Below are 22838 nucleotides of genomic sequence, written 5' to 3' on the forward strand. Positions count from 1 at the left end.
GCAGGAGATCGACAAAGGAGATCGCGATGACGATCTCCTTTCCCATAACGACAGGTTTTATTGATCCAGGTAACGCAGTTTCCAGCCAGCGAGCGTACGCGGCATTTTCTTGATATCGTTACCTCTGGTGCTGAAGTAGTACAACTGCATTTTTCCGGCGCTGTCGCGTTCTACCCTCGCCGCCCAGATATTGCTTTGCGTGTACATAATAATGGCCGTATGGTTGTTCGCCGCGCCACGCACCCACATAGAGACGACCGTTGCGCCGATGTTATCTATATCATCCTGATAAATGTAAACGTTGGCGGTATCCACAAACTTCTGGTAATCATCCCCCACCAGCGCGCGGAAGCGCTCATCCATTTTGGGGTCGGAGAAAATTCCCAGCGAGTACAGCGTCGCCTTCGGGCGAGGATCGTGATCCGAGCGCAGATAACGCCCATCAATAAATGCCCCCGTCGGCATCGAAATCCGGCATCCCCAGTCCGCGTTGCTGTAGACCTGAAGCGCGCCGCTTTTACGGGGGATAAACAGCAGTTTGCAATTACTGGTATCGGCAATACGTTCGACCAGCGCCATGCCGTACAGTTTTCGGGCTTCAGCCGTAAACTCATCTTTATTCAATCCCGACCAGACGCGAATATCCGTCGTGACTGACCATTCCGCGCTCCGGCTGAACTGGATCATTCCGCCACTTAAATTGGACACACTGGTGTTCCACCACAGCCCTTCCCAGTCAAAATCCGGGGCAACGTCTGAAATAGAACTGATGCCCTGATAGTAGGCGCGCTCAATGCAGCTGTCGGAGGTACACGCCTGTAGCGACTTTTCCCATTCCTGGTACTTCTTGTGAACCTGTTGAGAAGGGTTTCTGACCAACATCGTGTGATAGATAACCGTCATCGTGCTGTCCAGCCAATGAAGATTGTCGTTGTTACAAATGGTGTTTTCTAAAGGCATAGAAGCACGCTGACAGTTAACCGCATAAGCGCTGGCAGCGGAGAATGACACAAGGAGTATCAGACAGTTAATCAGGCGACCAATCATTATGAATAATCTTTAACCAATACAGGGGCTTATTTTGGCTAAATTATGTTTTATTTGCAATAAGTCACAAGATTTTATTCACATTATGAATAATCACCTCCCTGATTTAAGTTGTTGCCGGTAAATGTCGCTTGATAACAATATGTGTTCCTCATGGATTGTTAGGTTATGAAGATAGACAGTAGTAATTACATGCTTTCGACACTCTCCTCAGGTTCGTCACAAAACGATGCCAGTCGCAAACCTCTCGGCATCACGCGTAACAGCGGGCAGGCCAGTCCACAAAGCGGCTACTGGCAATTGTCCAGCACCGCGGTATCGGCTGTAGTGAACCTAAAAAAAGGGGAAATGATGCCTTATTATCAGGGCTCGCCCGTGCAATGGCAGTTAATTCAGTATGATTTAGGTAAAGAGACGCCAGTCTGAATCATCGCTATACAGCATAATTATTATGAGCGGTAATCTGTCACGCACTTGAGATAGCTTATCGTTCATATCACGCCCCCTCCCCCGCGCAGAGTCCTTCAGGATATAATTCCTATAATCAGTATGTTACGTGACAACCTGATAACCTCTGATAAAGCGGATAAAATTCGCGAATGAAAGTGGCCGGGAGAAGAAATAGCCCTGGAAGAAATCAACATTTTTAGATCGAAGATAATCAACCTGGTACTTATGCTCCACCCCTTCCGCAGTCGTTTGAATACGCATTCTTTGTGCCATCTCGACCACACAATCAACAAGCGGCGTATTTTTCCCTTCCGAAATCAGATTAATAAACATGCGACCTATTTTAATATTCTCTGGCCGCAGGTCAGTGATATAAGACAGGTTAGAAAATCCCGTGCCAAAGTCATCCAGCGACAGCCCGACATTATGAATCTTCATATAATCAATTTTATTGGAGATATCATCATTCACTTCGATCTCTCCACGCTCGGTGATTTCAAAAACAAGTTGCAGGTTCTGTTCGCGAAACACACCTGAATACGTTCCGATGAATGAATAAAAAGAGTCCTTCACCAGATGAGCATGGCTGATGTTCAGGTTAAATTTAAAACCCGGTTTAAATACCGTGACCGAGCGTTGAATATCGATGACCACCAGATCCAGTAATCCTTTCGTCAGGTCGGCAATCAACCCGGCACGTTCTGCCACCGGGATAAAGATATCGGGAGAAACAGACCCCGCTTCACAATGTTGCCAGCGGGCCAGAACTTCCGCGCCAATCACGCGGTTTGTTTTGGCGCATACAATCGGCTGGTAGTAAGGCTGGATTTCATTTCTTCTGATGGCTACCGCAAGGTGATGAGGTAATGATGCCCGATGCGATAACAGTAACCAGAGCAATATGGATGATACGAGCGCGCTGGCGATAATCATCGCAATATAGCGCCATGAGTGGGCGATCACGGCCAGCGCATCCCCCAGTTCGGTTTTTCGCCAGGCAATCGTATAAAGTTTGTTATTACTTTCCGCTTTTATATAGTGTGAAAAATGCGACTCCTGCAAACTCCCCGGTTTAACGCCAGAGGCGGTTAAAATTTTATCGTTCATGCGTAAAACAATACGATCGCTGAACGCCATATTTTTGATGCGCTCAACGATAATGCGCACATCAGAAGCCGCAAATATTCTTCCCGCCGGATAAGAAACATAAAGCATCATGATGAAATCATGCGGAGAGGTGATCACCCGATCAACCCTTATGCCCTGCTGTAAAGAGAGAGCAGGACTCAGGGTGTACCCTTTGTTGTAGAGCAGCGAGGAACAATAAATCGTATTGCCCTGCGTAAAGTTAAGCGACTGAAGATGCGGGTAGCGTGTGGGGATAATATTGAGCTTTTTTTCCAGTGTCGTATTACAGGGCTGACCCAGTAACGGTTGCGCCTGCGCAATCGCCAGTCGGGCATCGCCTAATACTTTATCGACGACAAAAGCCAGACTTTTGACCTCAGATTGCAGCAGCGCCTGCTTACTTTGCTGTACGCTCGTTAACTCCAGCCACAGCACGCTGGCAAATACCAGAAAAAACAGAAAGACAGAAGCTGTAAGGATTCTTTTATCTGATTTTGTTATAAACCTTAAAGACATATCAGGTCGCTTCTTTTCTACTCAGGGCACTCTGTATTCAGGCGACACAAAACCGGCCCGTCTTAAATGACAGCAATAAAAAGGATGGATACCCAATTTGCATGTAACGACGACGTTCTGCGATGCCAGAATAGTCACGCCATAAATTATTTTATCCGGTGACAGTCCTCGCGCCATACGGACAAAGCGTGAATACGCACCGCTGCTGTCGCGCACAGTGATTGATGGTAACAACGCCATTTCCCGGGCAGTCAATTCGGTTATGAAAAGAGGCCCATAACGCATTGCTGTAGGGGAAAACGTGCAGGATTTTGATGTTTCTTTTTTTCCCGTTCGCCAGGACGCCTGAATCCTCCGGGGAGATAACGGAACCTGTGCGTAAAAAATAATCGCCCTTATACCACAGAATGAACTTAAGATTTTCCGCTCCGCTGGTCAGCGCAAAGGCGGTTCCCGTTGTCGGGCACACCAGGTTATTTTCGACGCTCCACTCCATAACAAACTCCTTTTGTTGTATGTTCGTCCATTAACGCCCTAAGAGAATTACTAATACTCTGCCTCATGTCTAACAGAAATAAGAAAAATCAAAAACCTTACGCTTGAACAGAAAACAAATACTTTATTTACACATTGACAAGGCGATCTGATTTGACTTAATGAAACATATCAGCTAACTCTGCATCTATTTTTTAAAATATCAACAGAATTTATATCAATCACACAACATAAGATTTAAGTACAGGCCGGATTGTGTCGCAATGGTACTCAGGCAATTTGAGCAAAATAACAAATGAAGGAGTCTGATGTATGGACATAATATTTATTATCTCCTTAATCATAATTGGCTGCATCCTGGCGCTGTCTGGAGGATGGATACTCATTCTGAAAGCCGAAGCTAAAATAGAACAAAAAATAATGGATGGGCTGGAACTCAAAAGGAAAGAGGATCAGAATAATAAAATTCTGCAAAAATATGAGGAGCTGTTAGCAATGGAAATCGAATGGCATACGTATCGAATATCCACCATTGAGTTTTTCATTACAAAAGTGAAGAGTAAAAGCGCCACAGAAACGCCGATAACACAACCGACAATAAGCGGCGACAGCAAACTTTACTCCAAAATAAAAGCATTAATATCTATTTACTTTCCGCATCTACAGGATGATTATAATACGCTGTGTAAAGTTTCAAACTGCTCTATCTATTTTGACTTTATCTACGGCAGATGTACCAGCAGCAATAAAGTCATTACCACACTGACAGAAAAGCGAGCGCAATTTAAATCGCTGTCTACGGAATTTCAAAACAAAATCCGAAAAGAAGTCACCATTACATGATACGTGATTCGCACCCGATGCGGGGCTGAGTCACCGGCAAGGGAATCGCCCTGAAGATAGAGACTGGCGAAGAATGCAGCACATCGTCAGTCATCTCTTCAGGCTGTTTATCCCTTTACGAGGCAGCGCGTAATTGCAGGTCGGTCAGGCAAGTCTGACTGTCATTCGCGGTTTTAAACGAATAAGCCGCTTTTTTCCCCTCATGACTGATTTCAATCATCCCCTCAGTGTTACGCGGCAGCCATAACCCGATAAAGCCATTCTGATAACTTTTCATTTTCTTATGTATCAACACCGTACCGTTCCGATCTGTCACGTTCACATCAAACCAGGTGTCCGGCATTTCTCCCTGGCAACCTGAAAGACTGTGGTTAAAACAGGGATGGGTTTGATATTCATAAGGCGCCAGCGAGAGATAAAATTTCTCACCCAGCGGAAAGGTGTACGTTTCGCCATTCGCCGACAGTTTCAGATCCGTGCTGGTCACAGAAGCGGTATACGGTAAAGGGCGCGCCTGAGGGTTTTGATCGATAGTATCCACCATTTGCTCAACCGATTTTCCCGCCAGCCCGCGTTCAGCCAAAAACGCCGTTTCCTGCGTCGATGCTATTGAGATATTACTTAGTGCAATAAATAATAATAAAGACTGAATGATTTTCGGCATAATTATTATCCTTGTACGAATTGTGTTTCACAATTATACGTCTTTTCAGGAAGAAGAAGACAGGCGCACATCAGGTAAAGTTTAGAAAAGATCTGTATGAGCGTGCTAAATAAGCAAAAAAATGAAAGACATGCAGTCCAATAAAAAAGAGTTCAAGTGACCATATCACAATTATGAACTTTTTACTGTAAAATATATGTTATATAAACAACTAACTGATAACATGTCAACACTGATAAAAGTGTAATACATCAATGTAAACAGAACACACCTGAGTCCAGAGTCTCATTTATTCTCTCCGGTACATTGTCCTTGCATCTTAAATCCAATGAGAAAAAATAATAATCTTGACAAGATAATTACACAGCATAAATATGGGCAATAAGAAATAAAGGCATAACCTTATAAGCATAAGGAATATTTATGAAAAGGGAACTGTTAAACATAAAAAAAACAGGAAGAAATAAAATAGACCACGACCTTAACTTAAAAATTAATGTCTTTAAAACGTTGCGACAAGAAAATGTCCTGATGAAGGATTATATTAATCTGCTGGAAAACAGAATTATTTTTCTGGAAGGCGTCATTCTGGAGAAAACGAAGAACAAATCATAAGATTCTATTATACAGGCAGGGATGTCTGACTCCGTGTGCCTTGTCGCATAAGTGACTCTATTTATGCGACCTTTTTTTAAACCACATTCGTACCATGACCGAAACGCAGATAGAACTGCCCTGGTGTCATTCCCATAAAACGCCTGAACACGGCAATAAATGCACTCACATTCTCATAACCCGCTAATTGCGCGACAAGGCTGACAGGCTCTCCGCGCAGTAAATATTCCAGAGACAAAATGACTTTCGCTTTTTGCTTCCACTGACCGAATGTTAATCCCGTCTGCTGTATAAAAAGGCGGCTCAACGTCCTGACGCTCAGCCCGACCTGTTTCGCCAGCTCTGCCTGACTCAGCGTACAGGCCCTGTCGGCCAGTATTTTTTGCGCAATCTGTCTGACCCTTCTGTCGTCGGGAAGGATCAATTGTGAAGAGAGCGCATCAGCATAGCGAATCTCATCGACCATAACCTGCAACAGGTGGGCCAGCCGCTCTGAAGGCTCTCCGATGGTTCCCTCCCCACAAATTTTCTCAAGCAACAGCAGTAAAAAAGGCGACGCTGCCCGAACGCACGGCGAGGAGGGAAAGACCCCGCAAAATTCCGCGCTGAAGTGCAGACTGGCGCCATATGCACTCACCGGCATCCACGCGCAATGGGGTAACGACGGCGGAATCCACCCTACCGAACCGGGCGTCAACGCCCACTGCCCTTGTTCCGTTTCGACCATCACCATGCCACGCGTGATCCAGTACAACTGCCCGCCAGGGTGATGGTGCCACTGAGTCGTATGCTTAGAGGAGTGATGTAAAGGTTGAATGCTTTCTATCATCATGGCCGATTTAGCGTATTTATTGTCTTACTACGGTTACTTTGCCGCTTCAGTCTGAGGGTAATCTTCCCTGTACGCAATCACGATGAGGAAGAGAACATTGGAAAATATGATGCAACGCATTGCTCAGGCGCTTGATGCCGTTATTTCCCGGCCCGGGCACGATGAACACACTATCGAATCATTTTTCACGCCCGATTATCGCCAGACGGTAAATGGCATCGACCTTGATTACGAGAACTTCGTCGCACACATGGCAAAACTAAAACAGGTTACTCGTACCATGAAGGTGAACATTCTGGCCATCGCTCAGCAGGGCAATCACGTTCTGACCCATCACCTGGTGACCGTCATCAAAACGAACGGCGAACAGGCACAAACCGAAGTCTTTGCCTGTTTCACATTAGAAAATGGCCGTATTGCTGCCTGTCAGGAATTAACCCGGTTAATCAGCGGCGCCGAAGAAGATAAAATGCTGGGAAGTCTGCGGTGATCGGGAGCGAATTAAGGGACAGATAAAGGCCGGAATGCAACGACAGAACGCAGCCCCGCCTATAAAAATACGGAGTTTGCGGTATATAACAGTCCCCATATGGCAAAGCCGTACACTCTGCTCCCCTGCCATTGCGCTATTTAGTTAGCGTCAGTGCGTACCTGCAAGAATAAGCAGCAATCCCCCTCCGCTCTCCTTTTTATTAAAACGCCATTTTATATTGCATGCCTGGGCGTTTTTATCCCTTTTTCTCATCCTCTTCACCCACTTTCATTTTAATAAATCTTATTAATTAAAATAATTCACCCTGAATAATGAAACAAAAACAAAACAAATAAAGAACATTTAACTACTTTTCTTTATAAATATAACATTAGCGAGCAAAATATTCTCTTTTTTTGTCGTTACCTGATTGTGTAAATCAATATTACTGAATGTAAGCATCAGATTTTTTCCATTTTGCCTTTCGTTTTATAAGAATTTTAAAATTTAAAGTTACATCTCAGTTACACGATCAGTGCCATATGCTGATAAACAAGAAAAAAAACCAAAACAGCAGACTTATACACTTAATTTAAGTAAATTCTTAAACTGATATTTTAAGATTGTGTTACATCAATTAGGATCATCACCTAACCTGATGGAAATAATGATGCAGGCTCCATTTTTCCGTTTTCAGGGATTTTACGGATGTAGACAGCAAGACCAGGACGGTTTTGTGACATGAAATGTTCGTCCCCAGGACGGGAGCAAACATACTGGAGTTAATATCAATGAAAAAGCTCGCTATCTCTTCTTTCGTTATCGCGTCATCCTTCGCAGCCTTTAATGTCAGCGCTGCAACCGAGGCTTCTGGCGGTACTATCACCTTTACCGGCCAGGTTACTGATACAACCTGTACAATTAACGGCGGAAACTCTGCTGACCTGACGATTCCATTAGATCCCATCGCCGTTAGCGATGCATCTACCGCAGGTCTGATCCAGAAAAACCGTAAACAATTTACTCTGGAATTTACCGGCTGTACTTCTGCTTCCCTGGGGCAGGACGATGGCGCGGGAAATAAAAATACCCTGAATCTGATCCTGAGTTCAGACAGTATTTCTAACGATGGTCTGTATCTGAACAACACACAGTTGAGAACCGACGGCACGAAGAAAAACGTGGGTATCGCACTCAGCACGCTGGCCAATAGCCAGACGCCGCTGAACCTGCATACTAACCTTGATACGAATGTTGAAGGTGATAGCGCCACTGTCGATCTGTATGCGAACTACTATAAAGTCGGTTCAGACGCTGCCGATACCGGTGCCGTTAACACCATGCTGACTTATACCGTCGCGTATTTATAAGCAACGGGTTAATTTACTCATATAAATAAAGAGCCTGATCCGTCATTATTGACTTATTGTATTCGCGAATTATTTTCACCTTCTGGTGAGGTATTCTTATACCTGCAATTCAGGAGGGAAGAGAGAAAATAAACGCGACCAGGTATATTGATTAGATTAGGCTCTCTTTTTTCAGGTTAATATGAAACGTTCTCTCATTTTTCTAACGCTTATTGCCTTCAGCTTTAGCAGTCTGGCGAATGTTATTATTAGCAATACCAGGGTTATCTATCCTGAAGAACAAAAAGAAACAACGGTTCAGCTGATTAACCGTGGCAACAGTCCGGCGTTAATTCAGGCCTGGATAGACGAAGGTAATCCAGACTCTACGCCAGAAACCGCTCAGGTTCCCTTTTTGCTGACGCCGCCAGTGGTGAAAGTTGAAGGCGGTAGCGGCCAGCAGCTGCGCATTCGCTATACCGGTTCAGCCAACGCGCTGCCTCAGGACAGGGAGTCCGTTTATTACCTGAATGTGCTGGATATTCCGCCAAAACAGGAAAATCTTGATGGCAAAAACACGATGCAAATCGCCATTAAGTCACGCATCAAATTATTTTATCGCCCGACCGAACTCACGATTCCGGCCAGCGATTTACATAAGTATTTATCGTTTAGCGCGCAGGGTAATCAACTTGTCGCCACAAACCGGGCTCCTTATTTCGCATCGATTGCTACAATGAGTTCACGAGGTAAATCTCTTACTGACGAACCTAAAATGATTGCGCCATTGTCGACACTGACAATACCCACGACAGGGGCGGTTTTATCGGGGCAGGCTTTGGATATTCTGTTAGTTGATGATTACGGTTCATATCAAAAATATTCATTCACCACAAAATAATATAATAATGTCCAAATGAATGGGGATGGCAATGGCTGGTAAAAAGAGTCAATACGCATGTTTATTGCCAATACTGGCGATGATGTCTATTTATAGCCGGGCGTATGCCGTGGCTTTCAATACTGACTTTTTAGCCGGTGACTCTAAAAATGCCGATATGTCGCGTTTTTATCGTGCCTCTGCGCTTCCTCCTGGTGAATACCCGTTTGATGTTTTTATTAACGAGGAGTGGAAAGGCCGCCTTCCCGTTTATATCACGGATGAAGGAACGTTTTTCCAGCATGAGAATATTGCCCAGCTTGGGCTTCTTCCCTCAATAGTCCCTGCCGCAAACAGCGCCAGCGAGCGAGTGGATGTGAATACGTTACTGCACGGAGGCAGTATGAAAGTCAATGCGGCCGATATGTCGCTACGTCTGACCATTCCCCAGGCGTATATTCGCCAGACGCTGCGCGGTTATGTCGATCCCGTCTTTTGGGATGAAGGCATTCCGGCGCTGATGCTGGGATACAATGCCAACTATAACTACAACGAAGCCAAAGGCGGAGGACGCAATCAGGAAAACGCCTATTTCCAGTTAAACAGCGGGCTGAATGCGTTTGGCTGGCAATTTCGCGATAGCTCCAGCTATAACAAAAGCAAGGGCGTGGAAGGATCATGGACAAACAATACACGCTACGTTGAGCGCGGGATCGCTGCGCTTAAATCGATCATCCGCATGGGTGACAGCTATTCCAGCAACGATCTTTTTGACTCTTTGCGTTTTCGCGGCGTCAGCATGGGCACGGATATGCGCATGTTACCCGATTCTCAGCAGGGCTTTTCCCCGATTGTACGCGGCGTCGCACAGTCTAACGCGCTGGTTAAAATTAGTCAGAACGGGCAGGTTATTTATCAGAAAAACGTGTCGCCTGGCCCATTTGAAATTGCGGATATCCTTCCTACCGGCTCAGGCGGCGATCTGAATGTCGAAGTCATTGAAGCAGACGGGCGCACCAGCAGTTTCATCGTCCCCTTTTCTTCGGTGCCAAACATGCTGCAAGAAGGGATTGGGAAATATGGTCTGTTGCTGGGGGAAGCGCGCACGGAAGAAAGCCGCTATCGCCCCCAGTTTGCCCAGGGCAGCTATCAATACGGGATCAATAACCTGATCACCGGTTATACCGGGGTAATTTACAGCGAAGACTATAACGCGTTTCTTCTCGGGAGCGGCCTTAATCTCCCGTTTGGCGCGCTGTCTTTTGACGTCACACAGTCACAAACGCAAATTCCGGCAGATAAAAAAGTCCGCGGGCAAAGTTACAAAGTCGCCTTTAGCCGTTTCTTTAATGTCACCGGGACGAACTTTGCGCTGGCGGCGTATCGCTATTCCACGAAAAACTATTACAGCTTCAATGATGCAATCGCTTTGCATAACTGGCAAAAAGAGAACACTGACAGCCCTAATGCCAGATATATGCGCCAGAAAAACACCTTTAATATCAACCTGAGCCAGTCTCTGGGTGAGGAACTGGGTTCCCTTTACTTATCAGGAACCTGGCGGGACTACTGGAATGGTAATGGCACAACAAAAGAGTATCAACTGGGGTATTCCAACCACGTTGGCGCCGTAAGTTATACCCTCTCAGCCAGCAGCATGCGTAACGATAATCAGCGCGAAGAACGACGTTATTACCTCACGTTCTCGGTGCCCCTGAGTCTCTTTGAACGGCCCGTTTTCCTCAACAGCAGCGTTACATTTAATCGTGACGGCTATTCCGACACGAACGTGGGGATCAGCGGAACCGCAGGCGAATTTAATCAGGCGACCTATAGCGTCAGCGGCAGCAACCGTCGCGGTGGGAATAACTCGGCCAGCAGCAGCCTGAGCTATCGCACTGCGTTTACCACCTTAAACGGCAGCTATAGCGAGTCAGGAGACTATCGTCAGATCGGCGCGGGAGCCAGCGGTAGCCTGGTGGCTTATCGGGGCGGCCTGCTGACGTCCAGCCAGTTGGGCGATACCTTCGCAATTATCGACGCGCCAGGCGCTCAAGGGGCCACGCTGGGCGGCGACGGCACACGCACCACGAATACCGCCGGGAAAGCGTTGGTTCCTTACCTGTCCCCGTACCGTAAAAACCGAATCCAGTTAGATACCACCCATATGAAGGAAGGCGTTGAGCTGAAAGGCAATATCCAGGAAGTGGTGCCTTATGCGGGTTCCGTCACCTATGTGCGCTTCGATACCGACCAACGGCGGCAGTTCATGTTGCCAGCACGGGCCGTTAACGGGCGCCCTCTCCCCTTCGGCACCGAAATTTTTGACGATGCTGGCGCCAGCGTCGGATATGTCGCCCAGGGAGGAATGTTGTACCTGAAAACGGAACAGCTCCCGTCACGTTTACATATCAAAACCAGCAGTGACGGCCGCCAAAGCTGTGTTATTAGCCAGCCGACCCACGATGGTCAGATAAATATTTGCCGCTAATGGCAGGAGCAGAGGATGAAAATCACTATCCGTACAATAACGTTAATTCTTGCCTGGCTACTGGGATCGATAAGCTATGGCGTACAGGCCTCCTGTAAAAGCGATTCCGGCGCGCAAAAAGAGAGCAATCTGGTGCTCAACCTGGATTCACTTTCCCTCAGCAGCGAAACCACAGGTTCGCAGAACCTGTCGCTGTCATCCGGTACGTTTAGCTGTAGTGGCGAATGGATTGGTTATGTTAACCGTGTTGCCATTATCTCTGAAATGGCCAACAGCACGGCCTATATCAATTATGGTAACTATGTATTGCAATTCACCATCGGCAATATTGTACCCACGAAAAAAGACTATAGTCGCTCTGGAGAAAGTCATATTCCCGGTACTTCGCTGAATAACGTGGTCTATACCTATAAGGCTAAGTTACTCAAAAGCGTACCGAGCGGCGCCAACCCGGCCTATGTCTATAACGTTGGCCCGGACGCAACCAGTATTACTCTTGCTCACGCTATATCCGTTGTTGATGCTTCAGGTATCGATTTCTGGTTTCCCGGCGTTAATTTAGCTGAATTCATTAAATGGATATTAGGCCTTATCGGTTCTGACGAAGAGAAACGCCTGTTCTACCAGAATATCACGATCAATTATCGTCCTCATGTCAGCACCTGTAGCATCCCGGATACGACGGTCACGCTACCGGAAACCGATCTTACCAGCCTGATATCCGCAGGAAAGGAAGCGCAGTTTTATGAAAACTTCACTCTGCATGCCGAATGCAGCGACCTGTTAGAAGGCATGAGTACACGCACCATTCAGTTTTATCTCAGTAGCGCCAGCGTCGATACGGATAAATACACCCTGAAAAACACCCAGGGAACGGCAAGGAATATTGGGGTGCGAATTATGCGTGCCGATACCAGTAAAAAAATTGCCATCAGCCAGACAGAGCTTACCGCAGGTAATATTACCAGCGAGTATGAACTCTATAAGATTGCGCAGTGGGGAAGCAATTTTGATATTCCACTGAGAGCATATTATTACATCTATGGTGCAAAACCGACGGAAGGCAGAATACAAACCACGGCGAAAGTAAACATCATTTACCCATGATAAAAGGCGAGAAACAGAATAGTCATCTACTGAAATAATCAGAAGCCTCAACAAAAAAAGAAAGATATTTATACACAAAATCATTCGAGAGGCATCAAGGCGGCAAGTGAATGAGCCCCCAGGAGCGTACACGTAGTACGTGACTGGGGTGAATGAGCGCAGCCAACAAAGAGGCAGCCTGAAGGATGAAGTGTATATCAACGCCTTATCATGGTGTGTTTTAATAGCATCACTATTATTTTCTTATTTTATAAATAGTTACAGTTAAATTTTACATCTTGTCATTATTGTAAACGATATGCGGATCGAAAAATATAATGCGTACACTACAGAACGATCAATTTCTTTATCTCAGCAGTGAGGACTCCCCCTGTAATCCTTCCACTGCAAGATTTGATTTAGTCATGATAGAAAACTCTGTCAAGTCATTAAATAGCGTTACGCAGCCGCTCCATTCAACGTTAATTATTGATACCGATAACTATATGATTAATTTTCTTTGCAAACATCTGATCAACCCTTTGGTATTACACACCAGCCCGACATTCAGAGAAGCAAAATACAAAATAGAAAACCATATTATTGATAATGTCGTCATGGAAGTTTTTACGCTGGAGGAGAGTGCGCTGGAGGCGCTTAATTTCATTTATGATATGCAGATAAACTATCCTGGCATTCGCTTAACGGTGTTTACTTTTACGCGTAACAGTTACCTGCTTCAGGTTTTGCGAAGTTTTCATTATATCAATATCGTTTCTAAGTATGAACCCATGTCCGAGCTTAATCATGCCGTTCATGCCTGCTGGCTGGATGAGGCTTTTTACAGCCAGTACATTAACGATCTCATGGCTGAAATAGAACAGCCGGATTCTTTTGACGACATTGAATGGACCGTTCTGACCGAACTGGCCCACAGCACGCCTACCCATGACATCGCAAAAATAATAAATAAACGCTATCACACGCTTTTTTACTACATCAAAAAGATCAATAAAAAGCTGCATCTAAGCACTAAAAATGAACACATAAAAATGCTGAAAGCGATAAACAGTAATCCACTAAAAAGTGCAAGCATATCTTATCGCGACCGATTTAATTAATCCCAGAAAAGCCCGATGCACCGTTTATAATTAAAAAGGATATGCCATTATTATGAAACTCATGTGCCGTATCGAACCTATCATTCATGTCCAGACCGGTAGACGGATTGGCGGTGAGGTGCTCTGCCAGCCGGAAGGGGCAGATCCAGAACTATTTTTCCGCTCTGTTTCGCCAGAACTCCTGTCACATATTGTTCAGGAACAGATATGCACGGGAGTAGCAAATCAGCACGATCGCAATGGCATTTTATTTTTGAATATTACGATTCCATTGCTTATGAATCTGGTGTGGCTCAGATCGATTCTTGCCATGTTACCCGGCCCAAAGGTCATTGAAATTGATTGCCAGCAAAGCGAGTCTTATTTTCCGCGACTTGTGCCACATATTGATGCAATTCTGACCCTAATGCGCGCTTTTAATACTCAACTTTGGCTGGACGATCTCTATGTCAGGCATATTCCGTTAATTGCGCAACTCCCCTTTCGCTTTGATGGGATTAAAATTGATAAACATGAACTCTGGAGAATATCCGCTGAACAGGATACCCCAGCAATGACAACGCTGGTAAAGCAGGTGGAATATCTGACGGATCATGTTCTGGTGGAAGGCGTTGAAAATGAATACCAGCACCGCTTTATTTCGGAGAGCGACGTACATTATGCCCAGGGATTTCTCTGGCCCGTTGATGAGCGAGAATCATTCGTAATAACGATTTAAATATTAAGGAAACCAGCATATTTCAAATATAAAAAAGGGATTCAAATGAAGTCGAAAATAGTGATAGTGTCTGATGACATCTATTATCTGACGGGTATATCGAAAGGGATGAAAGAGTCAGGTACGCGTATCGAGAGCATTTTTTTAAGCGATGCTGGCGAGTTTGAACGTTTCACGCTAACCACCTCTTTTTCGCTATCAAAAGATACCGTTGTGTTGCTCTCCGTCAGAGAGCCGGGTTTACTCGACAGGTTAATAACCTTTTTCTTTAGTAAGGTTACGCTGTGCATATCACCGTCAGGCCTGCATTCCCGTCGCCATTTCTTTTGCCAGTACGGTGTATATTACTTCAATAAAAACAAAACATTATCAGAATTAAACGATATTCTGATAGCTATTTCAAATAGAAAAAATACGGAAAGTAACACCATCACTGACAAAGAGTTTTTTATTCTCAGTGAGTTAGTCCGCGCCGGGAATGTGAAACGAATGTACAGCGCAATAAACATCTCTGAAAAAACGGTCTCTTACTACAAGAGGTCGGCATTAAAAAAGATGGGATTACTGAGCAGCCAAAATTACTTATGTATCCACCCGGCGCTCTCCGCTGTTAAGACCATTCAACGGCACTGAGCCCCGTCTGAAACTTGTCTGGCGATGCTGGTACGCTTTGATACCGGGGATACCCAGACTCCCGATATTGTTTATCAGGTTGCGACCACAATCGTTATGTAGTCAAATGCATAGCGACATCAATGCTAAAAGAGAGTTTCCATGAACCTGTATATGTTTTATATCGGTGGAAATGCCGGTAAATCCAATATCGAAGTACACGATATTCAGTTTGTCGCAGCCAACGAGCCACAAGACGCCTGGCCTGCGCTAAGAGAAGCATGGTTTGGTGACAAGGATAAGATTCACATTGATGGTTACAGCCGTATTACGTGGGTGAATGGCTATTCTGTCACACTCTCTCCTGAACCCTCCCCAACGGCGAACAGGTTATTTTTTGTTAACGTTGGTGGATACCGGCCTGATACGTTAGCTGAATTACATGAATTTGATCTTTTTGTCGCGCAAGACGCACAACAGGCCAGAAAGAATGCACTACAAACGTTGCTCTGCGGCGTTGAACAGCAACATAAAGACAATCTGAAGGATGTCGATGATTGCCTGTTACTTGAAAAGGTAGGCGGGCTATTTATTCATCTGACACCCAGCCCGACAGGACGTCGTGACCAACCAGAATGGCAGGGTTATCAACCGATAGGTGAATAACATTCAGGAGCCTGCTCTCCGGCCTGCGTATACATTCTGCGGCAATCGGGCCTTTACCCTTCATCATTTAGCGGGGTAAGCGGGTATTCCCCATTGACTAAGCCATTACCAAAAAATGGCTTTACTCCTTTCCATAATACAACTCCCTTCCCTGAAATTTACGGTTTCACACGTTCGAACCCATTATCCATATTGTAATCAGCATCAATAAACGGCACATCATGGAGAAGTCAGCCAAATAGTAAACATTTAAAGTTTCGTTATAAGAAAGAACGAATCCCTATTTCATGCGCCGTCAATATGCTGCTAGCTTCGCTGGTTTGTATATACAAGTAAATTCATGCATTTCTTTGCGGGGAAACGGGGATGAGCATAAAAAACAAACTGGCAGCCTCCTGGCTGGCGCTGGGGTTGTTCGCAGCGCAGGCGCAGGCAGCGGATTTCGTTGTGGGCAGCAAAAACTTTACCGAACAATATATTCTGGCGGAAATCTATGCCCAGGCACTGGAGCAATCCGGTCTTTCCGTTGAACGCAAAACAAACCTGGGCGGGACGCTAATCGCCCACGCTGCGCTGCTGAAAGGCGAAATTGATATGTACCCGGAATATACCGGTACGGCGCTCAGCGCAGTGGTCAAAGGAAAACCCTCCTCCGATGCCGCACAGGTGTTTAAGCAGGTCAGTGACGCCTACCAGCAGCAATATCATCTCACCTGGCTGCAACCAGCCCGCGTGAACAACGGCTATGCACTGCTGGTGAGCAAACAAACCGCAGAGAAATACCACCTGAAAACGCTCTCCGATCTCGCCAAAGCCGCGCCGGAACTGACCATCGGCGCAGGTGCGGAGTTTGGCGACCGCCAGGACGGCCTGAAAGGGCTGGAGCAGACCTACGGCATTAAATTTAAAGCCTTCCGCCAGTTTGCCAAAGTCGGCCTGCGCTACGACGCCCTTGCTGCCGGGCAAATAGACGTCGCAAACGGCTTCGCAACCGACTGGCAAATCGCGGAAAACCAGTATGTCGCACTGGAAGACGATAAACACCTCTTTCCTCCCTACGAAGTTGCGCCGGTCGTGCGCGATGCCGCGCTACAGGCACATCCCCAGGTTCGCGACATTTTAAATAACATCAGCCAGTTGCTTGATAACGCCACGATGCAAAAACTGAATGCGGAAGTGGAAAAGAATAAAGAAGAACCGCGCGATGTGGCGGAAGACTTTTTGCGCGCAAAAGGCGTAATTAAATAGGGTACGACCGTGACAACGACACTTTTTCTGGGCGACGCGCCGCTCACGCTTGATGACGTGCGAGCTGTCGCTGATTGCGGCCAGACTGTCGCGCTGGGGGCGCAGGCGCAGCAGGCCATCAGCGCGTCCTTTGATTTTCTGCTGCATAGCATCAGCGCCGGAAAACATATCTATGGCGTCACCACCGGGCTTGGCGCTAATGTCGATACGACGCTGCTGCACACGCAAAATGACCGTCACGATGAGGATCTGCTACAGGCGATTCAGCGACGAATCCCGCTGGCGCGGGCGGTCGGCGTCGGCCAGCAGGCAACGCCCGCACAGGTTCGCGCGATCATGCTGGCGCGTCTTGCGGGTTTCGTGCAGGGCGCATCGGGTATTTCTCTGCCCGTGGCGCAGATGCTGCTGGCCTTTATCAACGAAGGCATCCATCCGCGCGTTCCGCTTATCGGATCTATCGGCGAAGCGGATCTCGCGCCGCTGGCGCATATCGGACGCGCGCTCATCGGCGATGGCGAAGCGGAATTTCAGGGTACGGTGGCGCCAGTCTCCGCACTGCTGAACCAGACGGGTCTGACGCCTGCGCCGCTGCGTGGAAAAGACGGGCTGGCGCTGGTGTCGTCTAACGCCGCCAGCGTCGGCCTCGCCGCGCTGCTGCTGCACGACGCCGCCCGGCTTATGAACGCCCACGCGGGCGCTATCGTGCTCTCGTTTGAAGCGTTTCGCGCTAATATCTCGCCGCTGACGCCCTGGGCGGCGCGGATGCGCCCCGCACCGCAACAGGCTAAGACCGCCGCGTATCTGCTGGCACTGCTGGAAGGCAGCTCGCTACTCCAGCCCGGCAGCGCGCGTTCGTTGCAGGACCCGCTCAGCTTCCGCTGCGTCGCGCCGGTGCTGGCCTGCGTTTGCCATGCCTGGTTGAATGCCCGCGCGGTGGTGGAACTGGAACTCAACAGCGCCGACGACAATCCCGGCCTGCTGGCTGAGTCTGAACAGGTTCTGGCAAATGCCAATTTTGATGCCACGCATCTGGCGCTGGCGCTGGAAAGCCTCGGGCTGGCTCTCGCCCGCCATGCCGCATGCAGCGGCGAACGCATCATGAAACTGATGTCACCCGCCGCCAGCGGCCTGCCGCGTTTTCTCACCCGCCACGCTGGGCAGACAGGCTTCGCCACGCTGCAAAAAACGGTTTCCGCGCTGGTCAGCGATATCGCCCATCATGCCCAGCCGCTCTCCCCGCTGACGATGCCGGTAGCCGATCGGATTGAAGATTACGCCTCGCAGGCAATGGGGGTGGTCGCCAAAACCACACGACTACTGGAAAGCCTGCGCTATCTGGTGGCCATTGAACTGTTGGTCGCCGCGCAGGCGCTGGATCTTCAGGCGTCGCCACGGCCAGGACGCTATGCAACGGCATTACACGACAAGATTCGCGCTCGGGTGGCGCCGCTGGATGAAGATCGCGCCAGCGCTGGCGATATTTCCGTTCTGGCCGACGCAATAATGCAGCCGGAATGGCTTGCAGGCCAGGCCGTATTGCTGGAGACCTCCTGATGCGCTGGGCGACGCGACACTATGACGACATTCTGCTGGCGCTCTGGCAGCATCTGGTACTGGTCGGCGCCGCAATGCTGATGGCGTTCGCCATTTCACTGTTTCTCGGCATTACCACCGCCCGCCGCCCGCGACTGTATGCGCTGGTGATGGCGGTCACCGGCATGATTTTTTCCATTCCAGGGCTGGCGCTATTCGCACTGCTCATCCCGTGGCTCGGCATCGGAATGCTCCCGGCGATTGTCGGGCTGACAGCCTATGCGCTGATGATCCTGACCCGCAATATTGCCACCGGTTTTCATGCCATTCCGCTGGACGTCCGCGAAGCGGCGCGCGGAATGGGATATGGCGCCTGGCGCAATCTGCGCGAAGTGGAACTGCCGCTGGCGCTACCGTTCATCATCACCGGACTGCGCATTGCCACCACCACGCTTATCGGCATCGCTACGGTCGCGGCATATATCAACGCCGGTGGACTTGGCGCGATTATTCTCGCCGGGCTGGATCAGCGCTATCCAGAGAAAATATTTATCGGCGGCGGCCTGACGTCGCTGCTGGCGATCGGCGCGGATCTGTTTTTTGTCCGGCTACAGCGGCGCGTTTTACAGGGGAGAGACCAATGATAATCCAGGCATGGCTATGGGTGCTGGATAACCAGCCGCTGTTCTGGCAGGCAGTGTGGCAGCATCTGATGATGTGCGGGCTGGCGCTCAGCATCGCCCTGATTATTGCTATCCCGACGGGTGTGCTGATCGCGAACATCCCTCGCCTCGCTTTTATCATCACCAGCGGCGCCAGCACGCTGCGGACGATCCCAAGTCTGGCGATCCTTGCGGCGGTCATGCCGTTTCTCGGTATTGGCCTGCTGCCTTCAGTCGTCGCGCTGGTGGTGCTGGCCGTGCCGCCGATTTTGCTCAACACCTGCACCAGCATTCAGTCCGTGAACCCGGATACGCTCTCAGCGGCGCACGGCATGGGGCTCACGCCCTGGCAGGTCACAGGCAAAATCGTACTGCCACTGGCGGCTCCCGGCATTCTCGCCGGCTGCCGTACCGCCGCCGTACAGGTTGTCGGCGGCGCGGCTCTGGCGTCATTTATCGGTGGCGGCGGTCTGGGGGATTTTGTCACCACCGGCATTGCCATCATGGACATGTCGCGCCTGCTGGTCGGCGCGGTGCCGATTATTCTGCTCGCTGTGGCTATCGAAGCGCTTTTCGCCCTGCTTGAGCGCCTGTATTCTCAGCCGACGTAAGGGCTAATACAATGATTACACTGGAAAATATTAGCAAAACTTATCCTGGTTCGCCGCGTAAAGCGCTTGACGATCTCTCCATGACGTTTGAAGAGGGAACCACCACGGCCCTGATTGGCCCTTCCGGCTGCGGTAAAACCACCACCATGCGCTTAATCAACCGGCTGGAACAACCCACTTCCGGGCGTGTCCGGGTAAATGGGCGCGACGTCGCAACGGAAGATCCGGTGATGCTGCGTCGACATATCGGCTATGTTATTCAGAACGTCGGACTGTTCCCGCATATGACCGTCGCCGACAACATCGCCACGGTGCCGCGCCTGCTGGGCTGGAGCGCCTCGCGTATTCAGGCGCGAGTGGAAACATTACTGGAACTGGTCGGGCTGGATGCCCGGCAATACGCCAGCCGATTTCCTGCCGCGCTTTCCGGTGGTCAGCGGCAACGGGTCGGCGTTGCCCGCGCACTGGCGGCGGACCCGCCGGTCATGCTGATGGATGAACCGTTCGGCGCCATCGATCCGCTGGTTCGCGGGCGATTACAGACCGAGTTTAAGCAGATTCTGCAACGCGTGAAAAAGACGGTGATTATCGTCACTCACGATCTTGATGAGGCCATCAAAATGGGTGATCGCATCGCCATTATGCGCGAAGGACGCCTGTGCCAGTATGCCCCGCCCGCTGAAGTGCTCTCGGCCCCGGCGGATGAGTTCGTCGCGGCTTTTGTCGGTAGCGATGCGGCGCTGAAACTTCTTGCTATTACCCCGGTAGCCCAGGCGATGGAAACGTCTCTAAGCGCTGACCACCCACAACGGCTTGACGTCAACGCTACTCTGAAAGACGCGCTGGCGCTGATGCTTTCCCGGCGCGCCGACAGCATCACCGTCACCAAATGCGGCGCGCCCGTTGGCGTATTAACTCGCCAGCGGCTTTTCACCCACGTACGACCCGATGCGAACCATGCTACCAGTGAGAGAAATCTATGACTCAACCCATCCATTTAACCTGGCTAAACGGCCCCGACGTTGACCAACTGAAGCTCACGGATACAGAAATCCTCACGGCGGTGGAGGACGGGCTGCGGGCACAGGGAGAGAAAAAAACAGTCATTGAACCGCGCATGCATTTAATTCCCGATAAAGCGTTTAACGGCCACTTTAACGTGCTGCGCGGTTATATCGAACCGCTGGGACTCGCCGGGGTAAAAATCGTCGGCGATTACGTCAATAACTATACGCTCGGGCTACCCTCGGAAATGGCGCTACTGAACCTGTTCGATCCGCGCACCGGAATGCCGGTCGCCATTCTGGACGCGTCGGCAATCACCGATATGCGCACCGGCGCGCTTACCGCGCTGGGCGCACGCCACCTTGCCCGCCGCAACAGTAAAGTGCTGGGGCATATCGGCGCGCGGGGAACCGCCTGGTGGAACGTTCGCCTGCTCAACAGCATTTATGATTTTGATGAAATCCGCATTCATTCGCGTCGCCCGGAAAGCCGTACCGCATTTGCCCGCCGTCTGGAGCAGGATCTCGGCAAAAAAATCATCGTTACCGATGACTGGGAAAGCTGCGTGCGCGGCGCGGATATTGTGGTCGAAGCCTCGCGTCTTAATGCGCCTACGCCGCTGTTAAAAACAGAATGGATAAAGCCCGGCGCCTTTGTTGTGCCCTACGGCACCATGAGCGCCGTGGAACTGTCGCTCACCGATATGATGGATAAGCTGGTGGTGGACGACTGGGGGCAGTGCAAAGGCGGCATGTTTGGTTCACTGCGAGCCCACGTAGAAGCGGGAAAATTAAGTGAGCATACCCTGCATGCCGAGCTGGGCGACATTGTCGCGGGCACGAAGCCAGGCCGTGAAAATGATGATGAAACCATCCTCTTCTGGCACCGGGGGCTGTCGCTAAGCGATATTGCGCTGGGGCATACGATGCTGAAGAAAGCGCATGCGCTGGGTATTGGTCAGGAGCTACGTTACCGATGATTGTTAACGCAAGAATGTACTCGGTAACTCCGGCTGCGGCGGAGGGGTGGAAAAGACTCCTGCCCGAAGCCGTGCGCCGCGCCGGGCTGACGGCAGAGATTGTTGACTACCCGGCCCCGGCCAGGCTGGAGGGGCTATGGGCTCGTTCCGATCTGCTGGCGGTATTCATGTGCGGCTGGCCCTTCGCGCAGCGGCGCTTTCCGGTACGCCCGGTGGCCGCGCCGATTACGGAAGAGGCCGCCAGGGAAGGGATTCCAGGGCACTACCGCACCCTATTTATGGTGCCGACATCGTCTACCGCCAGATGTCTGGAAGAGACGTTCGGCGGGCGGCTGGCGTATACCAACCCGGAGTCGCACTCCGGCTATAACGCGGTACGCTATCATCTGTCGGCATACATTAACGAGACGCGAAAGACGCTCTATCGCACGCTTGTCGGGCCGCTAATCACCCCGCGACGCGTGGTGGAAGCGCTGGCGGCGGGCGAAGCGGATGTCGGCCCGTTGGACAGCTATGCCTGGTCGCTTCTGTGCCGGTATGAGCCGGAACTAACGCGCCATGTGCGCATACTGACGCGCAGCGTTCCCGCACCGATGCCTTTACTGGTGGCAAGCGATACCGTTAATCCACAGGCCATTGCGGCGCTGCAAACGGCGCTGCTGACGCTGAATACAGAACGCGACGCCACGCTATTACGGCCTCTGGGGCTGCGGGGATTTATCACCCCGTCAGCAGACGCCTGGCAAGTCGTCTGCGACCGGGAAGAAATTGCGTTTTCCAGAGGCTATGCAACGCTGCGCTGAAAACGGCATTTC

The 22838-nt window shown here is 49.5% G+C and carries 23 protein-coding genes; 18 read left to right on the forward strand and 5 right to left on the reverse strand.

Annotation, left to right across the window (positions count from 1 at the left end; genetic code table 11):
- Nucleotides 1-57: 57 nt before the first annotated feature.
- The gene (locus FD428_RS16880) at nt 58-1047 is read right to left on the reverse strand and encodes a lysozyme inhibitor LprI family protein (protein WP_012133726.1); all 990 of its coding nucleotides are present in this window, start codon (nt 1045-1047) and stop codon (nt 58-60) included.
- 168 nt (nt 1048-1215) lie between these two features.
- Here FD428_RS16880 and FD428_RS16885 point away from each other — a divergent pair, with 168 nt between their 5' ends.
- A complete protein-coding gene (locus tag FD428_RS16885) occupies nt 1216-1473 on the forward strand; it encodes a hypothetical protein (protein WP_024130634.1) in 258 nt (85 codons plus the stop codon).
- A gap of 126 nt (nt 1474-1599) precedes the next feature.
- Here the strand turns inward: FD428_RS16885 and FD428_RS16890 are convergent, their stop codons facing one another.
- Together FD428_RS16890 and FD428_RS16895 are read right to left on the reverse strand one after the other, a co-directional pair.
- The gene (locus FD428_RS16890) at nt 1600-3060 is read right to left on the reverse strand and encodes an EAL domain-containing protein (RefSeq protein WP_160117728.1); all 1461 of its coding nucleotides are present in this window, start codon (nt 3058-3060) and stop codon (nt 1600-1602) included.
- Nucleotides 3061-3292: 232 nt separating this feature from the next.
- Nucleotides 3293-3637: an anti-adapter protein IraM gene (locus FD428_RS16895; protein WP_047458657.1), complete on the reverse strand. Its 345-nt coding sequence runs from the start codon at nt 3635-3637 to the stop codon at nt 3293-3295.
- Nucleotides 3638-3948: 311 nt separating this feature from the next.
- On the opposite strand from FD428_RS16895, the gene FD428_RS16900 reads away from it, so the two are divergent.
- Nucleotides 3949-4479 (forward strand): hypothetical protein, encoded by a 531-nt coding sequence (locus FD428_RS16900; RefSeq protein ID WP_012133729.1) that lies wholly within the window; start codon nt 3949-3951, stop codon nt 4477-4479.
- A gap of 115 nt (nt 4480-4594) precedes the next feature.
- On the opposite strand, the gene cueP is transcribed toward FD428_RS16900, so the two are convergent.
- Both cueP and FD428_RS16910 read right to left on the reverse strand, forming a co-directional pair.
- The gene (cueP, locus tag FD428_RS16905) at nt 4595-5143 is read right to left on the reverse strand and encodes a copper-binding periplasmic metallochaperone CueP (protein ID WP_114847673.1); all 549 of its coding nucleotides are present in this window, start codon (nt 5141-5143) and stop codon (nt 4595-4597) included.
- Between the two features lie 691 nt (nt 5144-5834).
- Nucleotides 5835-6590 carry an AraC family transcriptional regulator gene (locus FD428_RS16910; protein ID WP_114847672.1) on the reverse strand — a complete coding sequence of 252 codons (756 nt, stop codon included), beginning with the start codon at nt 6588-6590 and terminating at the stop codon, nt 5835-5837.
- 106 nt (nt 6591-6696) lie between these two features.
- On the opposite strand from FD428_RS16910, the gene FD428_RS16915 reads away from it, so the two are divergent.
- The 16 genes from FD428_RS16915 (at nt 6697) to FD428_RS16990 (ending at nt 22826) form a co-directional block, all read left to right on the forward strand.
- Nucleotides 6697-7080: a nuclear transport factor 2 family protein gene (locus tag FD428_RS16915; RefSeq protein WP_223849122.1), complete on the forward strand. Its 384-nt coding sequence runs from the start codon at nt 6697-6699 to the stop codon at nt 7078-7080.
- Between the two features lie 773 nt (nt 7081-7853).
- Nucleotides 7854-8432: a fimbrial protein gene (locus tag FD428_RS16920; RefSeq protein WP_024130637.1), complete on the forward strand. Its 579-nt coding sequence runs from the start codon at nt 7854-7856 to the stop codon at nt 8430-8432.
- A 181-nt stretch (nt 8433-8613) separates the two neighbouring features.
- Nucleotides 8614-9312 carry a molecular chaperone gene (locus tag FD428_RS16925; RefSeq protein ID WP_114847670.1) on the forward strand — a complete coding sequence of 233 codons (699 nt, stop codon included), beginning with the start codon at nt 8614-8616 and terminating at the stop codon, nt 9310-9312.
- Nucleotides 9313-9343: 31 nt separating this feature from the next.
- Nucleotides 9344-11782, forward strand: a complete 2439-nt coding sequence (locus FD428_RS16930) for a fimbria/pilus outer membrane usher protein (protein ID WP_114847669.1) — start codon at nt 9344-9346, stop codon at nt 11780-11782.
- A 15-nt stretch (nt 11783-11797) separates the two neighbouring features.
- Nucleotides 11798-12889 (forward strand): fimbrial protein, encoded by a 1092-nt coding sequence (locus tag FD428_RS16935; RefSeq protein ID WP_058668655.1) that lies wholly within the window; start codon nt 11798-11800, stop codon nt 12887-12889.
- A gap of 317 nt (nt 12890-13206) precedes the next feature.
- Nucleotides 13207-13989, forward strand: a complete 783-nt coding sequence (locus FD428_RS16940; RefSeq protein WP_123907353.1) for a hypothetical protein — start codon at nt 13207-13209, stop codon at nt 13987-13989.
- 52 nt (nt 13990-14041) lie between these two features.
- Nucleotides 14042-14707 (forward strand): EAL domain-containing protein, encoded by a 666-nt coding sequence (locus tag FD428_RS16945; protein WP_112002441.1) that lies wholly within the window; start codon nt 14042-14044, stop codon nt 14705-14707.
- Nucleotides 14708-14752: 45 nt separating this feature from the next.
- Entirely contained in the window at nt 14753-15340 is a 588-nt protein-coding gene (locus FD428_RS16950; protein ID WP_114847668.1) for a LuxR C-terminal-related transcriptional regulator, read from the forward strand.
- Nucleotides 15341-15481: 141 nt separating this feature from the next.
- The gene (locus FD428_RS16955; RefSeq protein WP_114847667.1) at nt 15482-15985 is read left to right on the forward strand and encodes a DUF1543 domain-containing protein; all 504 of its coding nucleotides are present in this window, start codon (nt 15482-15484) and stop codon (nt 15983-15985) included.
- A 366-nt stretch (nt 15986-16351) separates the two neighbouring features.
- On the forward strand, nt 16352-17233 hold the full coding sequence (locus tag FD428_RS16960) for a glycine betaine ABC transporter substrate-binding protein (RefSeq protein ID WP_047458689.1): 882 nt from the start codon (nt 16352-16354) through the stop codon (nt 17231-17233).
- A gap of 9 nt (nt 17234-17242) precedes the next feature.
- Nucleotides 17243-18787, forward strand: a complete 1545-nt coding sequence (gene hutH / locus FD428_RS16965) for a histidine ammonia-lyase (protein WP_114847666.1) — start codon at nt 17243-17245, stop codon at nt 18785-18787.
- Nucleotides 18787-19410 (forward strand): ABC transporter permease, encoded by a 624-nt coding sequence (locus FD428_RS16970; protein ID WP_012133746.1) that lies wholly within the window; start codon nt 18787-18789, stop codon nt 19408-19410. The genes hutH and FD428_RS16970 overlap by 1 nt, the downstream gene beginning before the upstream one ends.
- On the forward strand, nt 19407-20039 hold the full coding sequence (locus FD428_RS16975) for an ABC transporter permease (protein WP_114847665.1): 633 nt from the start codon (nt 19407-19409) through the stop codon (nt 20037-20039). The genes FD428_RS16970 and FD428_RS16975 overlap by 4 nt, the downstream gene beginning before the upstream one ends.
- 11 nt (nt 20040-20050) lie before the next feature.
- A complete protein-coding gene (locus tag FD428_RS16980) occupies nt 20051-21022 on the forward strand; it encodes an ABC transporter ATP-binding protein (protein ID WP_114847664.1) in 972 nt (323 codons plus the stop codon).
- Nucleotides 21019-22023 (forward strand): ornithine cyclodeaminase family protein, encoded by a 1005-nt coding sequence (locus FD428_RS16985; RefSeq protein ID WP_110494633.1) that lies wholly within the window; start codon nt 21019-21021, stop codon nt 22021-22023. The genes FD428_RS16980 and FD428_RS16985 overlap by 4 nt, the downstream gene beginning before the upstream one ends.
- The gene (locus FD428_RS16990; protein ID WP_114847663.1) at nt 22020-22826 is read left to right on the forward strand and encodes a phosphate/phosphite/phosphonate ABC transporter substrate-binding protein; all 807 of its coding nucleotides are present in this window, start codon (nt 22020-22022) and stop codon (nt 22824-22826) included. The genes FD428_RS16985 and FD428_RS16990 overlap by 4 nt, the downstream gene beginning before the upstream one ends.
- The last annotated feature ends 12 nt before the right edge of the window (nt 22827-22838 follow it).

The organism is Citrobacter sp. TBCP-5362 (genome assembly GCF_005406305.1).
Taxonomy (GTDB): Bacteria; Pseudomonadota; Gammaproteobacteria; order Enterobacterales; family Enterobacteriaceae; genus Citrobacter_B; species Citrobacter_B koseri.

What these genes read in the sequence shown, in the direction of transcription:
- FD428_RS16900 (WP_012133729.1), top strand. Translation starts at nt 3,949, where the DNA reads ATGGACATAATATTTATTATCTCCTTAATCATAATTGGCTGCATCCTG.
- FD428_RS16930 (WP_114847669.1), top strand. Translation starts at nt 9,344, where the DNA reads ATGGCTGGTAAAAAGAGTCAATACGCATGTTTATTGCCAATACTGGCG.
- FD428_RS16980 (WP_114847664.1), top strand. Translation starts at nt 20,051, where the DNA reads ATGATTACACTGGAAAATATTAGCAAAACTTATCCTGGTTCGCCGCGT.
- FD428_RS16925 (WP_114847670.1), top strand. Translation starts at nt 8,614, where the DNA reads ATGAAACGTTCTCTCATTTTTCTAACGCTTATTGCCTTCAGCTTTAGC.
- FD428_RS16895 (WP_047458657.1), bottom strand. Translation starts at nt 3,637, where the DNA reads ATGGAGTGGAGCGTCGAAAATAACCTGGTGTGCCCGACAACGGGAACC.
- FD428_RS16945 (WP_112002441.1), top strand. Translation starts at nt 14,042, where the DNA reads ATGAAACTCATGTGCCGTATCGAACCTATCATTCATGTCCAGACCGGT.
- cueP (WP_114847673.1), bottom strand. Translation starts at nt 5,143, where the DNA reads ATGCCGAAAATCATTCAGTCTTTATTATTATTTATTGCACTAAGTAAT.
- FD428_RS16920 (WP_024130637.1), top strand. Translation starts at nt 7,854, where the DNA reads ATGAAAAAGCTCGCTATCTCTTCTTTCGTTATCGCGTCATCCTTCGCA.
- FD428_RS16975 (WP_114847665.1), top strand. Translation starts at nt 19,407, where the DNA reads ATGATAATCCAGGCATGGCTATGGGTGCTGGATAACCAGCCGCTGTTC.
- FD428_RS16955 (WP_114847667.1), top strand. Translation starts at nt 15,482, where the DNA reads ATGAACCTGTATATGTTTTATATCGGTGGAAATGCCGGTAAATCCAAT.
- FD428_RS16970 (WP_012133746.1), top strand. Translation starts at nt 18,787, where the DNA reads ATGCGCTGGGCGACGCGACACTATGACGACATTCTGCTGGCGCTCTGG.
- FD428_RS16960 (WP_047458689.1), top strand. Translation starts at nt 16,352, where the DNA reads ATGAGCATAAAAAACAAACTGGCAGCCTCCTGGCTGGCGCTGGGGTTG.
- FD428_RS16950 (WP_114847668.1), top strand. Translation starts at nt 14,753, where the DNA reads ATGAAGTCGAAAATAGTGATAGTGTCTGATGACATCTATTATCTGACG.
- FD428_RS16880 (WP_012133726.1), bottom strand. Translation starts at nt 1,047, where the DNA reads ATGATTGGTCGCCTGATTAACTGTCTGATACTCCTTGTGTCATTCTCC.
- FD428_RS16990 (WP_114847663.1), top strand. Translation starts at nt 22,020, where the DNA reads ATGATTGTTAACGCAAGAATGTACTCGGTAACTCCGGCTGCGGCGGAG.
- FD428_RS16935 (WP_058668655.1), top strand. Translation starts at nt 11,798, where the DNA reads ATGAAAATCACTATCCGTACAATAACGTTAATTCTTGCCTGGCTACTG.
- FD428_RS16910 (WP_114847672.1), bottom strand. Translation starts at nt 6,590, where the DNA reads ATGATGATAGAAAGCATTCAACCTTTACATCACTCCTCTAAGCATACG.
- FD428_RS16885 (WP_024130634.1), top strand. Translation starts at nt 1,216, where the DNA reads ATGAAGATAGACAGTAGTAATTACATGCTTTCGACACTCTCCTCAGGT.
- FD428_RS16915 (WP_223849122.1), top strand. Translation starts at nt 6,697, where the DNA reads ATGATGCAACGCATTGCTCAGGCGCTTGATGCCGTTATTTCCCGGCCC.
- FD428_RS16985 (WP_110494633.1), top strand. Translation starts at nt 21,019, where the DNA reads ATGACTCAACCCATCCATTTAACCTGGCTAAACGGCCCCGACGTTGAC.
- FD428_RS16940 (WP_123907353.1), top strand. Translation starts at nt 13,207, where the DNA reads ATGCGTACACTACAGAACGATCAATTTCTTTATCTCAGCAGTGAGGAC.